Origin of the sequence: Exiguobacterium sp. MMG028 (assembly GCF_027947425.1) — a bacterium.
GTDB lineage: Bacteria > Bacillota > Bacilli > Exiguobacteriales > Exiguobacteriaceae > Exiguobacterium > Exiguobacterium aestuarii_A.
Window position 1 is genome coordinate 605,863 of sequence record NZ_JAQJIN010000002.1, and the last position, 13,666, is coordinate 619,528.

At 49.4% G+C, this 13,666-nt stretch carries 17 protein-coding genes and 1 riboswitch; of the genes, 1 reads left to right on the plus strand and 16 read right to left on the minus strand.

Annotation, left to right across the window (positions count from 1 at the left end; genetic code table 11):
- Positions 1-154: 154 nt before the first annotated feature.
- From rbsB to PJK55_RS10285, 7 genes are all read right to left on the minus strand, one after another.
- Complete coding sequence (gene rbsB, locus PJK55_RS10255; protein WP_214694925.1) at positions 155-1,066, minus strand: ribose ABC transporter substrate-binding protein RbsB; 912 nt, start codon at positions 1,064-1,066, stop codon at positions 155-157.
- Positions 1,067-1,088: 22 nt separating this feature from the next.
- Positions 1,089-2,054: an ABC transporter permease subunit gene (locus PJK55_RS10260; RefSeq protein WP_214694930.1), complete on the minus strand. Its 966-nt coding sequence runs from the start codon at positions 2,052-2,054 to the stop codon at positions 1,089-1,091.
- A gap of 1 nt (position 2,055) precedes the next feature.
- On the minus strand, positions 2,056-3,534 hold the full coding sequence (locus tag PJK55_RS10265) for a sugar ABC transporter ATP-binding protein (RefSeq protein ID WP_271305721.1): 1,479 nt from the start codon (positions 3,532-3,534) through the stop codon (positions 2,056-2,058).
- A 12-nt stretch (positions 3,535-3,546) separates the two neighbouring features.
- A complete protein-coding gene (gene rbsD / locus PJK55_RS10270) occupies positions 3,547-3,936 on the minus strand; it encodes a D-ribose pyranase (RefSeq protein ID WP_214785078.1) in 390 nt (129 codons plus the stop codon).
- Positions 3,936-4,820, minus strand: coding sequence for a ribokinase (gene rbsK / locus PJK55_RS10275; protein WP_271305722.1), 885 nt, complete (start codon positions 4,818-4,820; stop codon positions 3,936-3,938). Before rbsK ends, rbsD begins: the two co-directional genes overlap by 1 nt.
- Before the next feature lie 3 nt (positions 4,821-4,823).
- Positions 4,824-5,801 carry a LacI family DNA-binding transcriptional regulator gene (locus PJK55_RS10280; RefSeq protein WP_271305723.1) on the minus strand — a complete coding sequence of 326 codons (978 nt, stop codon included), beginning with the start codon at positions 5,799-5,801 and terminating at the stop codon, positions 4,824-4,826.
- A gap of 107 nt (positions 5,802-5,908) precedes the next feature.
- Positions 5,909-6,451, minus strand: coding sequence for a GNAT family N-acetyltransferase (locus PJK55_RS10285; RefSeq protein ID WP_271305724.1), 543 nt, complete (start codon positions 6,449-6,451; stop codon positions 5,909-5,911).
- Positions 6,452-6,526: 75 nt separating this feature from the next.
- Here PJK55_RS10285 and PJK55_RS10290 point away from each other — a divergent pair, with 75 nt between their 5' ends.
- Positions 6,527-6,973, plus strand: coding sequence for a DUF4385 domain-containing protein (locus PJK55_RS10290; protein ID WP_271305725.1), 447 nt, complete (start codon positions 6,527-6,529; stop codon positions 6,971-6,973).
- Here PJK55_RS10290 and PJK55_RS10295 read toward each other — a convergent pair.
- The 9 genes from PJK55_RS10295 to PJK55_RS10335 form a co-directional block, all read right to left on the minus strand.
- Entirely contained in the window at positions 6,970-7,413 is a 444-nt protein-coding gene (locus tag PJK55_RS10295; protein ID WP_271305726.1) for a GNAT family N-acetyltransferase, read from the minus strand. The two genes, PJK55_RS10290 and PJK55_RS10295, sit on opposite strands and share 4 nt — an antisense overlap.
- 62 nt (positions 7,414-7,475) lie before the next feature.
- Positions 7,476-7,925: an OsmC family protein gene (locus PJK55_RS10300; protein WP_271305727.1), complete on the minus strand. Its 450-nt coding sequence runs from the start codon at positions 7,923-7,925 to the stop codon at positions 7,476-7,478.
- Between the two features lie 42 nt (positions 7,926-7,967).
- Positions 7,968-9,533 carry a diguanylate cyclase domain-containing protein gene (locus PJK55_RS10305; protein WP_271305728.1) on the minus strand — a complete coding sequence of 522 codons (1,566 nt, stop codon included), beginning with the start codon at positions 9,531-9,533 and terminating at the stop codon, positions 7,968-7,970.
- A gap of 112 nt (positions 9,534-9,645) precedes the next feature.
- Positions 9,646-10,284 (minus strand): SDR family oxidoreductase, encoded by a 639-nt coding sequence (locus PJK55_RS10310; RefSeq protein ID WP_271305729.1) that lies wholly within the window; start codon positions 10,282-10,284, stop codon positions 9,646-9,648.
- A gap of 25 nt (positions 10,285-10,309) precedes the next feature.
- Positions 10,310-10,951: a thiamine phosphate synthase gene (gene thiE, locus PJK55_RS10315; RefSeq protein WP_271305730.1), complete on the minus strand. Its 642-nt coding sequence runs from the start codon at positions 10,949-10,951 to the stop codon at positions 10,310-10,312.
- Positions 10,920-11,759, minus strand: a complete 840-nt coding sequence (gene thiD, locus PJK55_RS10320) for a bifunctional hydroxymethylpyrimidine kinase/phosphomethylpyrimidine kinase (RefSeq protein WP_271305731.1) — start codon at positions 11,757-11,759, stop codon at positions 10,920-10,922. Before thiD ends, thiE begins: the two co-directional genes overlap by 32 nt.
- Positions 11,756-12,547, minus strand: a complete 792-nt coding sequence (thiM, locus tag PJK55_RS10325) for a hydroxyethylthiazole kinase (protein WP_271305732.1) — start codon at positions 12,545-12,547, stop codon at positions 11,756-11,758. Before thiM ends, thiD begins: the two co-directional genes overlap by 4 nt.
- Complete coding sequence (gene tenA / locus PJK55_RS10330) at positions 12,544-13,218, minus strand: thiaminase II (protein ID WP_271305733.1); 675 nt, start codon at positions 13,216-13,218, stop codon at positions 12,544-12,546. Before tenA ends, thiM begins: the two co-directional genes overlap by 4 nt.
- Positions 13,219-13,306: 88 nt before the next feature.
- Positions 13,307-13,411, minus strand: a riboswitch (TPP riboswitch).
- A 95-nt stretch (positions 13,412-13,506) separates the two neighbouring features.
- Positions 13,507-13,659 (minus strand): hypothetical protein, encoded by a 153-nt coding sequence (locus PJK55_RS10335; protein ID WP_012727577.1) that lies wholly within the window; start codon positions 13,657-13,659, stop codon positions 13,507-13,509.
- Between the last annotated feature and the right edge of the window lie 7 nt (positions 13,660-13,666).

Consider the following 13,666-nt stretch of genomic DNA (forward strand, 5'->3'; position numbering starts at 1 on the left):
TCAAAAAGAAGAAACGACTCCCCCTTCCTGTATTTTACCTAGATATACCCTGAAAAAGGGAGAAACTATCCAATTTATGAAGAGGGATATGTGAACATTGAAAAAACCTCACGAGCTCTACCCGAAATCAAGGCATCGTGAGGTTTCATCTTCCTTATTTGATTAATTCGAGTTCGACCGGGATATTCTCTTCCACCGTTTCACCCTTCAAATGATTGATTGCCGCTTCTACACCCAATTTACCAATCTCAGCTGGTTTTTGAGCAACCGTTGCTGCCATCGTTCCACCTTCGACCGCTTTGACCGCATCGTCTGTCGCATCGAATCCGATGACTTTCACGTCACTCATTCCAGCCGCTTCAAGTGCTTGAACAGCACCGAGTGCCATCTCATCGTTATGTGCGAATACAGCGACGATGTCTTTATTGTCTTGTAAAATATTCTCCATGACCGTTAATCCTTCTGCACGGTCAAAGTTTGCAGATTGTTTTGCCACGACTTCCAATTTCCCATCGATCGCTTCGTTGAATCCTTGTCCACGATCACGTGTCGCTGACGCTCCTGGAATCCCTTCGAGCTCGACCACTTTTTGACCTTCACCTACGAGTTCGACCATGTAGTCACCCGCCAACTGTCCACCTGCGACGTTGTCTGAAGCGACGTGTGCGACCACTTCACCTGTCTCTGCATTACGGTCTACCGTGATGACCGGAATGCCCGCGTCATTTGCTGCCTGTACCGCTGCACCGACTGCTTCTGAATCTGTCGGGTTGATGAGAATCAAATCCATTCCTTTTTGAATCATGTCTTCAACGTCATTCACTTGTTTTGCGGCATCGTTTTGCGCGTCCGCTACCGTCAACGTCGCATCCATTTCGTTCGCCTGTTCTTCTGCGCCTTCTTTCAATGCGACGAAGAACGGGTTGTTCAATGTCGAGATGGATAAGCCGATTTCATAATCCCCATCTTTCGTTTCCGTCTCAGACGTTGACCCCGGTTGTTCAGTCGAGCAAGCTGCCATCAGTACCATTGTTAGTGCGAGTAGCCAAGCTGTCCATTTTTTCATGTTCCGTTTCCCCTTTCGCGTGTTACGCGTTTTGTCGACGATCAAGCAATACTGCAAATAATATAACTGCACCTTTTACGACGAGTTGGAAGAAAGATGATACGCCGAGAAGGTTCAATCCGTTGTTCAACGTTCCGATGATTAGTGCCCCGATCAATGTTCCGACAATCCAACCTCGACCACCTGCAAGGCTCGTTCCCCCGAGAACGACCGCCGCGATGGCATCGAGTTCATACGACGTTCCTGCCGTCGGTTGTGCGGAGTTAAGGCGCGATGTCAAAATAATGCCTGCGAGTGCTGCAAGCATACCCGATAGCGAATAAATCATGATTTTGACTTTATTGACGCCAATCCCCATCAATTTTGCCGCTTCTTCATTCCCACCGATCGCGTAAGTGTGACGACCAAATGTCGTCTTTTTCAAAATGAAATAGAGAACACCGAACGCGAGTAACATCGTCAATGCCGGCACCGGGATGATCCAGAAGTAGCCACGTCCGAGCATCTCGAACCACCCAGAATTTCCGAGACCAGTGATCGGTCGCCCATCCGTATAGACGAGCGTCAAACCTCGGTAAATCGTCATCGTGGCCAATGTCGCGATGAACGGCGCCACTTTCCCATATGTGATGACCGCCCCGTTAAAGGCCCCGAGAACGGCACCCGCAATCAAGCCAAGTGCAACGGCCATGACCGCATGTTGACCGTCCACCATCATGCCTGCCACTAGTGCGGAGGCGAGCGCTAAAATCGACCCGACCGATAAATCAATCCCACCTGTCAAGATGACGAATGTCATCCCGAAGGCAATCAAGGCATTGATGGAAACTTGTCGAAGTACGTTAAAGATATTATTTAATGATAAAAATCCAGGTTCGAGCGCGGTCACGACGACGACGATGACGAGTAGACCAAACAGCGGTCCTAACTTTTGTCCCCATCCGAGTCGACCCGGGCGCTTCAGTGCAGTCGTTGCTTTCAATTCCATGTCATTGCCCTCCTGTCGCATACGTCATTACTTTTTCTTGCGTCGCCTCTTCTTTTGTGAGCGTTCCGGTCACAACACCTTCCCGCATGACGACGATTCGGTCACTCATCCCGAGCACTTCCGGTAAATCGGAGGAGACCATGATGATGGCAACACCTGACTCCGCAAGATCACTCATGATGTTATAAATTTCTTTTTTGGCACCGACGTCGACTCCACGGGTCGGTTCATCCAAAATCAAGACGTCCGGCTCGACACCTAACCATTTACCGAGCACAATCTTCTGTTGGTTCCCACCGGACAACGACTTCACTTTTTGCTCCATCGAATGATGCTTGACCCGCAGTTTTTGTAAGTATGTCTCGGCGAACGTTGCTTCCTGCTGCTTCGAGATGACGGACCCTTTTGCCCGTTTATCGAGTGTCGGGAGTGACAAGTTTTCTCTTAGCGAGAAGTCGAGAAGCAAGCCCTCTCCTTTTCGGTCTTCTGTTAAAAAGGCGATGCCATGTTTGATGGCGTCTGCCGGAGTCTTGATCCGAATCGGTTTCCCGTTCAGTTTGATGACTCCCCCTTTGTGGGTGTCTGCTCCGAACAAAGCACGCATCACTTCAGTCCGTCCTGCTCCCATCAATCCGGAGAATCCGACGATTTCACCGGCTCGAACGTTGAATGATACGTTGTGGAACCGGTTACCTATTAAATCATCTACTTCGAGAACGACATCCCCGAGCGTCGCGGTGCGCGTCGGATAGCGTTCACCGATCTCACGTCCGACCATATCGCGTACGGTTTCCTCAAAAGAAGTGTCCGAAATCATACGGGTCGAGATGGACTGTCCGTCCCGAAGTACGGTGATTCGATCACACAAGTCGAAAATTTCTTCCATGCGGTGAGAGATATAGATGATGGACACACCTTGATCTCGTAAGGCACGTGAGACGGCGAAGAGCGCCTGAATTTCGCGATCGGTCAAGGCGGCCGTCGGTTCGTCCATGACGATGACTCTCGCATCTGTCATGAGTGCCTTGGCAATCTCAATCATCTGTTGCTGACCGACCGATAAGTTGCGTGCCACTTCATCGACATCCATGAAGACGTTCAATTCTGCCAAATATTCACGAGCGCGTCGTGTCATTTCCTGCTGTTTGACCATCCCGAACGGTCCCGTCAGCTCCCGACCCAAAAATAAGTTTTCCGTTACCGTCATCTCCGGTAAAATGTTGAGTTCCTGATGGATGAAGGCAATCCCTTCTTGCTCCGCTTCTTTTGGATGTTTGAATTGACGCTTCTTCCCATCGATGAGGATGTCTCCTTCATCTTGAGCGTGAAGACCGGTCATCACTTTCATCAACGTTGACTTGCCTGCTCCGTTTTCCCCCATGAGCGCATGAATTTCTCCGGGCAATAGTTCGAAGTCGACCCCTTTCAAGACGGAGACCGGACCGAACGACTTATGGATGCCTTTCAACTGAATGTGCATCGAAATCCCCCCTTAAAAAATGACCCCGGCGTGTAAGATGACGTTCGCGTAAGGTGTCGCTTCCCCAGTTCGAATGACCACTTTTGCTTTTGCGACCTCCCGTTTGAAATCTTCATGCGAACACATGTCGATGCTTGTATATCGTTCTTTCAGTGAATCTGCAATCGTTGGGTTGTGTGTGAGAATCTCCTCGGCAATCGTGATGCGCTCTACGACCAAATCCGATTCGACGACATCAAGTACCTCAAGAAAGGAAGGTTCCCCGATTCGGAGGCTAAGGTCGACACGCTTCACCCCGTCCGGAATCGGAAGCCCACAGTCTGCGATGACGACGCGATCCGTATGCCCGAGGTCGGCAAAGATTTTTGCTAGATGACTATTTATAATCCCTTGTTTTTTCATCAGACGCGCTCCAATCGTTGTTGTACATCTTCTCGTGTCGGCATACCACCTTGTGCACCAAAGCCTTCGACGCTCATGCCGGATGCGACTACGGCAAACCGTACGGCCGTCTCTAAATCATCTTGTTCGATGAGGGAGACAGCGAGCGCACCGTTGAACGTGTCACCGGCTCCTGTCGTGTCGACGACGTTCGCTCGGATAGCTGGCACATGCCGCACTTCTCGTCCGTCATGGAATCGAACACCTCGGACGCCCTCCGTGACGAGTAATTTGTTCGGATATCGTTCAAGCACTTCGTACACGGACAATCCCTTAAATAAATCTCGGCATTCATGTTCGTTCGGCGTCAAATACGTGACGTCTTCAATCACTTCTGGCGGGAGTGGTTGCGACGGTGCCGGATTGAGGAGCACCGGAATCCCTTTCTCCTTACAGTAAGCGGTCACTTGCCGAACGGTCTCGATCGGAATTTCGAGCTGCAAGAGTACGAAAGACTGCTCATCGAGAAGCTGATTCAGTTCCTCTTCCGTGAAGATGACTTGCTTGTTCGCCGATTGGACGACGACAATCGAATTATCTGCTTCCGCCAATACGATGTGGGCCGTCCCCGTCACTTCATTCGGTATGACCCGAACGTGCGCAACATCGACGCCATACTGTTTGAAGTTCTCAACAATCTGCTGACCGAACGGATCATTCCCTACACAACCGACCATCTGCACCGCACTTCCTAACTTAGAAGCAGCGACCGCTTGGTTCGCACCTTTCCCTCCTGGAACGGTACGGAACGACTCGCCGATGACGGTTTCCCCTGCTTGCGGACGTTTGTCGGACGTGACGACAAGGTCCATCGATATACTGCCAATGACAACAATGCGTTTCATTCTTTATTTCTCCTTCCGCTTTGTCGTTTGTCTTTCAAGTAACGTGACCGGTAACAGCATCTCTCTCGGTCGTGTATCTTTTTTCTCAATCAAATCGAGCAATCGTTCTGTCGCCACTCGCCCCATCTCATAAATCGGTTGAACGATGGTCGTCAGCGGCGGAGACGTCATCTCCCCTAGCTCGATTCCGTCATATCCGATGACCTGTAGCTCTTCTGGGACACGAATGTTTCGACGAACTGCTTCCTGCAATACGGCTGCTGCAATCACATCGTTTGCTGCAAAGATGCCGTCGAACGGCCATGCATGATTGAACAGCTCTTGGGACGCTTTCAAGGCGTCTTTGAACGTGAACGTGGACTCGGTCATCCCGACGAGCTTGTCTCCTGACGCTTCGATGAATCCTTCTGTCCGACGCTTGACCGTCTTGAGATGATCAGGTCCGGCAATGTGAGCCAGTCGTGTCGCACCGCGTTGTAACAACGTGTCGGCTGCCAACTTTCCGCCCTCGTAACCATCCGATACAACGGCGTCGATTCCCGCCTTCACGATTCGGTCGAGCGCGACCATCGGTAAATCCAACGTCTCGTAATTCGGGTTGTGCGAATGGTTCGTGGTGATAATCAGCCCGTCGACATGCATCGTCTGCAAGGCGACCAAATACGTCTGCTCTTTTTCGAGTTGTTCGTCTGTATTGCATAAGACGACTTGATACCCATGCTGATTGGCGACATCCTCAATCGCCCGAGCCAGCTGTGGAAAGAACGGGTTTGTGATGTCCGGCATGATGAGTCCAATCAAATTCGACGATTTTTTATAGAGCGAACGAGCGACTCGGTTCGGTGCGTAATTCAGTTCCGCAATCGCCTTTTCGACCGCTTCTTTCGCCTCTTCGCTCACATATCCGCTCTTATTCATGACGCGTGATACGGTCGCCACTGAGACGTTCGCATGTTTTGCCACTTGTTTGATGGTCGCCATTTGACATCCTCCGTTCTGGAAACGCTTACAAAACCATCTTAATGTGTAACCGGTTACATATCAAGGGGTTTTTATGATTTCATGAAAAAACACATCGAAACAGCGCTTCAATGTGTAGAGAACGTCGGATTGAGTTGGACATAGACGAGGCATTCTACCGTTCGTCCATCGAGTCGAGTCAATTCTTGCGTTTTCGTGAACGCATAGGTGAACCCACATTTCTCAACGACACGTCGGGATTGGTCATTGAAGCTGAAATAGCCGCACCAAATCCGCTCCAGCCCTAACGCTTCGAATCCAAATCGAATCATCGCCTGAACGGCTTCCGGCACATAGCCGTTCCCCCAATAATCGGGGCTGAGTACATAACCGATTTCACGTTGGGCCTCATGTTGAATCGTAGGATCCGGTCTTCGGTCGTGTAATCCGATGCTACCAATCACTTGCCCGGTTTCTTTCAACACGATCGCCCACACGTCTTTTTCCTCAATAAACAGTCGAATGACATCTTTCGTCTCTTCAACGGATTCATGTGGCGCCCAACCGGCCATCGGTCCGACACGTTCGTCTTTGGCGTAACGATACATATCCTCTGCGTCTTCTAGCGTAAATGCTCTTAAGATCAATCGTTCTGTCTCCACCTTGATCATACAAACCCATCCTTTTCCTTCAAGTTGTTTCTTTCCCCGACCTAATGGGAAAACGTTAGGCGAGGAGGAATGAACATGCCATTTGATTATGACTTAAACTTCGATGAAATTGACTTCCGACAACAACCCGAACTGTACCGAGTCGGCCGTGGTGAACAAGGGGTACTACTCGTTGAGCCGTATAAAAGTGAGATTTTGCCCCATTGGCGATTCAAGACGCCAGAGATTGCGAAACAATCTGCTGAAGAAATCATGGAATTATTTGAAGCGTATCGTGCAAACGATGATTTTGTCGGGATGGACATGGCCCGAAAGTTTATCCAGATGGGCTATACGCGAGCCCGACGCTACGCCAATTACAAAGGAGGACGTAAATATAAAGAAGATGGTGACATCCACGAGCGCGAAATCGACGAAGAGAAGGCAGAGTCTGCCCGCATCTTTAAAACGTATTGGGATCAACTCCGTGCCGATGAGGATTATTTACGACGTAAAAAGGCACATCAGAAACAATATGGCTAATCGCGCACCATCACTTGAAACGGAACCTTATTTCGCTCAAACGCTGTGATCGTGCAAAAACCGACCATTTCATATAGGTGAATCGCACGCTCGTTGAAAGAGGCGACAGTTAGACGGAGCGGTTTCCCCTGTTCCGTCGCTCTCTTTATGACGTATTCCACAAACGATCGTCCGCGTCCTTTACCCGTCAAGTCAGGTCGCATCCCAAGCCCAATGTCCGTGAAGTCTGACGAATGCAGATATGTCGAATTGGGCACTTGTGCAGCAGCACCGATACAATAAAATCCAATCAGCTCATGATTCTCTAACATCGCCTGATATGTCATCAACTCGTCAATCCCCTCTTCAGAAGGCGACTGATTATAGAAATCATATGGAGCTCCGTACGTCCATTCTTGAATTTGACTTGCCCATTCACGCGTCATCGGTCGGTGATCCATTCGTCTTCCCTCCGTACTCTTTTAACAATTTCTATGTAAAAAAGATGAGGTCGCCCTCATCCTTATTTCCGAGTCCATTCTGCCGTCATTTCCACGTCCGCTTCATGCATCAAATTATGAATCGGGCATCGTGCCTCGACACCTTTTCGTAATTCGGCAATTCGCTCATCCGATTCAGTCGTGTCCAATACGATCTTCATCTGAACTGACTCAAAGTAAGTTCGAACACCTTCCATCCCTTGGAACCCTCTCGGATCGAGTGTCCCTTCCGTCACGAAATGGACACCCTCGTAATCAAAGTTCAAGTCCTGTGCGACATAGGCAATCATGATGGTCGTGCAAGACGATAACGCACCCAGAAGGTACTCAAGCGGATTCGGCCCCATATTCGTTCCACCGAGTCGTTCCGGCTCATCTACGATAAATGGTTTGTGCTCACCTACACGTACAGTCGTCTTGACGCCTCCCGCTTCTCCCTCGGCGCGCATCGTCACTAACGGTCTTTCTGACATGTTCCATCCTCCTCTTCATCATCAAACACTTCTATGTTCCCTTTATTTCGGACCATGTAACGCCTCGTCATAAATCGCATAGTCATTTTTCCCGTCTTGCTTGATTTGGTACATCGCTTGGTCCGCCTTATGAATCAGCGTATCCAAGTCCGTCCCTTGATCCGGCGCATGACTGACCCCAATACTTGCCCGGATTGGAATCATCACATCCGACGTTCTGTATGGATTCCGATTCAACGTCGTCTGAAGTTCGTGAATAAATGCGAGCACTTCGGATTCCGTCAGGTCGACTAAGTAGATATAAAACTCATCGCCTCCGACACGAGAAGCCAATCCGACGTTTTGTGTCGACGCTTCCAACAATCCACCCAAATGCGTTAAGAAGTGGTCTCCAATCTGGTGACCGTACGTATCGTTGACTGCTTTAAAACCGTCCAAATCGATAATCAATAAAGATAACTTTGAGGAGCTAAGCAGCGCATGGTCTGCCCGTTCATAAAACGCACGTCGGTTGGCCAACTTCGTCAATGGATCATGATACGCAAAGAAACGGATTGTTTGCTCGGCTTCTTTGAACGAATGAACGTCTCGAATGATAATCATCCCATGGATCGTTCGATCGATATCAACAAAGTCCCCATCAATGACGACATACCGCTCTTGCCCAGATTTCGTCATAATCTTCGTCTCGAACTCTAAAAACTTTTTGCGAGTCTGGAAATGTTGATGATAATGTTCCATCCACTCCGCCTTTTTCTTTTCCGGTAATAAATCGACAAAGCGTTCATTTACGACACGGACCGTATGAAAGAGTGTGCGCGCTGCTGGATTCGCACTTTCCACTTTTCCATCGGGATCAATCAACAAGATGGCAGATGGATTCAAGTTATACAGTGTCCCGTATCGTTTCACGTAAGAGGTCAAGAAATCCAAACGATTCATTGCGATGACGAGCGCCACTGCCCATACGAGCCCTCCATACATATAAGAGTACGGCGGAATGAACCCACGGAATTGAAAATAACCGAAGACAACATCCCATAACAATACGACATTCGCCGTCCAAAAAAGCATGCGCAACACGCGTTGGTGTTCTCTTCGTTCCGCACGCTTGAGAGCATAAAAAATGAGACCGATGATCAATATGTGAAAGATGTTCCCGACGGTCAGCGTAATCAAATAAGAAGCGTTGAACTCGGGATAAATCCAAATCCCAACTTGCTCAAACTGCTGACTGTTGATGATGTTCTCTCGCCGGATATACGTCAATATGACGGGAATCAGCGGCAAATAGACGACCCAAGGATACAGCCACTTCGGTGCCTTTGCTCCGACGCCTGTGATACTTAATATGAAATGAACAGAAAAGATAAAGATGAAGATGCCGGCATTCCCAAACCAATACGCAATGAGTGCCGGACTGTATTCAATCGGAGAAAGATGGCGAACAAATTCAGCCAAGAAGAGCATCGAATAACCGAACACAAACAGGCTCAGCAAACGATGCTCTACTTTATTCGGATTGCGTTGAAAGACATCGAGTGCTAAAAATCCGAGCAAAAATGACGGTAACAAATAGACCGCCAGATAAATAAACATCTCGGTCATGCGGGACCTCCTCATCTGTTCGTATTCTTCTATTTCGTTATTCTGCGTTCTTTTCCCTCTTTAACGCGACAAAAAACGGGATGGTTCACATCCCGTTCTTGATGTCACATACTTATAGCGTTTCTTCGATCGGGGTATCCCCTTTGATCAAATCGATTGCTTTGTTCTGCGCGTTTGAATGGTTATGAAGGACGTGCACCAAGAATGATGCCACGTCTTCGCGTGGAATCTCTCCACTTCCCTCGAATTGCGTGTTCACTTTGCCCGTTCCCGCATCATCTGTCAATGCGCCCGGACGAACAATCGTGTATGTGAGTCCACTCTGTTCGAGTAAGCGATCGGCATGATGCTTCGCTACATAGTACGGCTTCATCGAATCTGGCCAAGCTGAGCGATCCTCTGCTTTCAAGGCACTGAGCATGACGAAGTGTTTGATGTTCCCGTTCGCTTGTGCTGCTTCGATACTCTTCGCTGCACCATCTAGGTCAATTAAAAGCGTCTTGTCTGCTCCAGTGCTTCCACCAGAACCAGCTGCGAACACGATGACATCCATCCCGTCGATTGCCTTTTCCAAGTCTGCCACTGAACCTTCGAGGTCACCGAGTACGGCGTTGTATCCTTTTGACTTGAAGTCATTGAGTTGCTCTTCTTTACGCACCATCGCTGTGACGTGATGCTTCCCTTCATTGTGTAACTTTTCCACCAATTGATGGCCAATCTGGCCGTTTGCACCGATTACAAATACGTTCATCTGTCTTCCTCCTCAAGAATTAAATTCAGAGACAAGCGAAACGCCGGGTAGCCGTTGCTACGTCCGGTGCAGAAGCAATGGCAGAGATGACGGCAACGCCGTCTGCCCCGTCAGAAATGATGGAAGGAACATGCTCCGGAAGAATACCTCCGATCCCCACAATCGGAAGCCGCGGATATCGCTGACGAACTTGCTGAATCAGTTCCGTCCCGCGCACACATCCCGCGTCTAACTTGCTCTTCGTCGCGTGAATCGGGCCAATCCCGACATAATCTGCAAACGGAAGAGCTGCACTTACTTCCTCCATCGTATGGACGGACACCCCTAACCATTTGTCAGGGCCTAACTTTGCACGGACCCATTCGGCAGGCAAGTCGTCTTGTCCGACATGCACACCGTCTGCATCAATCGAGATTGCCAAGTTCACATCGTCATTGATGATGAATGGAACATTCGCTTGTCGACATACCTGATGGAGCGTCCTTGCCATTGCTTCTTTTTCATCTCCATACAATGCATCTTTACCTTTTTCGCGAAATTGAAAACATGTCACACCACATTGAAGTGCTATTTTGACGGTCGTCACTATATCAGATGTATCCGTCGTCCCGCACACAAAATAAAGACGAAGTTGCTTAGCGAGTGCTTGTTTCGTACATGACTTCAACGGTAATCACCTCTTCTTTCGCTAAACGATGTCCCCAATGATTTGTCGGTCCATGCCCCTGTCCAATCGACAACCCGTGCGTGATCGCTTGATGAATAAATTGCTTCGCGTCCACGACAGCTTGACGAAGTGTCTTTCCGTATGCCAGCTCAGCCGTCAAGGCGGCAGAGAACGTACACCCCGTTCCATGTGTGTCTTTCGTCTCGACTCGGGGCGCGCTCACTTGAAACGCTTCAGACTCAGTCACAATCAAATCGACGGCCTCCACGTCTTCCATATGTCCACCTTTGATGATGACGACATCGACACCGAGTGCCCGAATCAATCGGGCGGCCTGCATCCGGTCTGCGTCCGTCCGAATCTCGATTCCGGCCAATACCTCTGCCTCAGGGATATTCGGTGTCACGACCGTCGCATGTGGTAACAGCTTCGTCCGAAGTGCCTCGACCGCGCTATCTTGCAACAAAGAAGCGCCCCCTTTCGCCACCATGACAGGGTCGACGACGACGTGTTGGAAACGATACCGTTCAAGTGCTGTTGCTACCGTCTCAATCCGCTCCGCATCTACCAACATACCTGTCTTACATGCTGTAATCTGAAAGTCATTGGCCACTGCATCGATTTGCCGAGTGATCATTTCCGGGGAAATCGCTTCAATCCCATGCACACCGAGTGTATTCTGGGCTGTAATGGCGGTAAGTACACTTGTCCCGAACGCACCGAGCTCTTGAAACGTTTTTAAATCAGCTTGAATACCGGCGCCGCCCCCTGAATCAGATCCTGCAATCGTCAAGACTTGTGGTCTCATGAGGTCGACACCTCGATTCGATTCGTCGGGATTGTATATTGCGTCAATTGATGGAGGGCATTTAAAAAGTGAATCGGAAAATCTCCTGGTCCTTCTGCCCGTTCACTCGCCAACTCCCCGCAATAGGCATATCCTGATACGGCTGTCACCGTCGCCTTGAGGGCATTCTTTTCGACCGCTAGACATGCTCCGACGACCGCACTGAGTAAACAGCCTGTACCGGTCGTTTCAGTCATCCGTTTTGTCCCTCCATGAACTTCTATGACGACACTTCCATCGCTGGCCACGTCTTCTTTTCCTGTCACGGCCACGACACATCCATATCGTTTCGCCGCTTCGAGTGCCAATTGATTTGGTTCATACGCCCCGTCACCCGCATCGACACCTCGCGCTGTCCAATCAACGCCAATCAATGTGGCAATTTCTCCTGCATTTCCACGAATGACTGACACGCGGACGTGACGAAGGATCCGCTCGACGACATCTCGACGAAATGATGTCGCCCCGACACCGACAGGATCGAGCACGACCGGACATCCCGCTTCATTTGCAGCTTGCCCCGCACGAATCATCGTCGCTTCCGTCATCGTCCCAAGTGTACCGATGTTGAGTACGAGTGCATCGCTCACAAACGTCATCTCCGCTACTTCTTCAATCGCGTCGGCCATGACGGGAGAAGCACCAATGGCGAGCAGTCCATTCGCCGAAAAGTTAGCAACGACCGTGTTTGTGATGTTGTGGATCAATGGCGATTGTTTTCGAACCTCACTCCAAATCTCATGTCTCATTGGTTGACCTCCTGTGACAATGTCCATGACTCTAGTGTCCACGCCATTTCCCAAAAAGCGACTTCGTAATAGCAACTCTTCAAGAAGAGTTTTGTGTGACGAAGCCGTTCTTCTTCTGTCGCTTGTCCAGCCAATTCATCCAACCGATCAATCTGTTCTTCCACCAACTCACGGAACCACTCCGAACCGTACGTCGCAATCCAAGCTGAATAAATCGGATGGTCGGGTCGTTTATCTTTTAAGCGTTCACCGATTTCGTAATACACCCAATAACACGGAAGGATTGACGCCAATACGTCACCGAGTGTCGGTCCTGCCTGTTGCATATGAAGCGCATACGCGTAAGCGGTCGGTGCCGGCTCGAATGTCGCCAGTTCAACATCCGTCACGTTGAGCATCGTAAAGAACTCACGATGAAGTGAAAGTTCTGCCTCAATCGTGTGCAACGCATGCGTCAAAAAGCGACTCGATAGCTCCATCGTCGGTGCAAGCGTCGCCCCTTTGGCCTGGACTTTCGAGAATTGATTCAAATAATACGAGTCTTGCATGACGTAATGTCTAAACTTCTTCTCATCAAGCGTTCCTTCTCCGAGTGAACGGACGAACGGATGATGAAAGCTTGCTTCAAACAATCCATCCGCTTCCTGACGTAGGTGATCTGTAAATTTCATAGTAACTCCCCCTTATAACAGATAAAAAGACGCCGCCTCCCATAACGGAAGCGGCGTCTCGAACAGTCATATCTAGGTGAAGCCATATGAGTCGTCTCGCCCACTTCCCTACGCTAGCGTGAACTAGATCAGGTTCGAAGGGTCTGGACCTTGTCCATCTCAGCCGCGTGACGCGACTCCCCTAGTGGCAAACATTATGAAATTCAGTCGTCTTCGACCACATTCTATCAATCTTTTGATCAATTGCAAACCTTTTCCTACTCGGTCGGTCAAGACACGAAGATTTTCCTAGCGTCCCGTGATCAGTAAGAACATATTAAATGCGACGAGACCGAGTGGTAGCATCGCGACCAAAATAATCGGCCATTTTTTTAAGCGAATGCCGACAAAGAGGACAAGACTTCCGACTAGAAGAGCAATAAATGTCGTATATGGATTCATGAAAAAA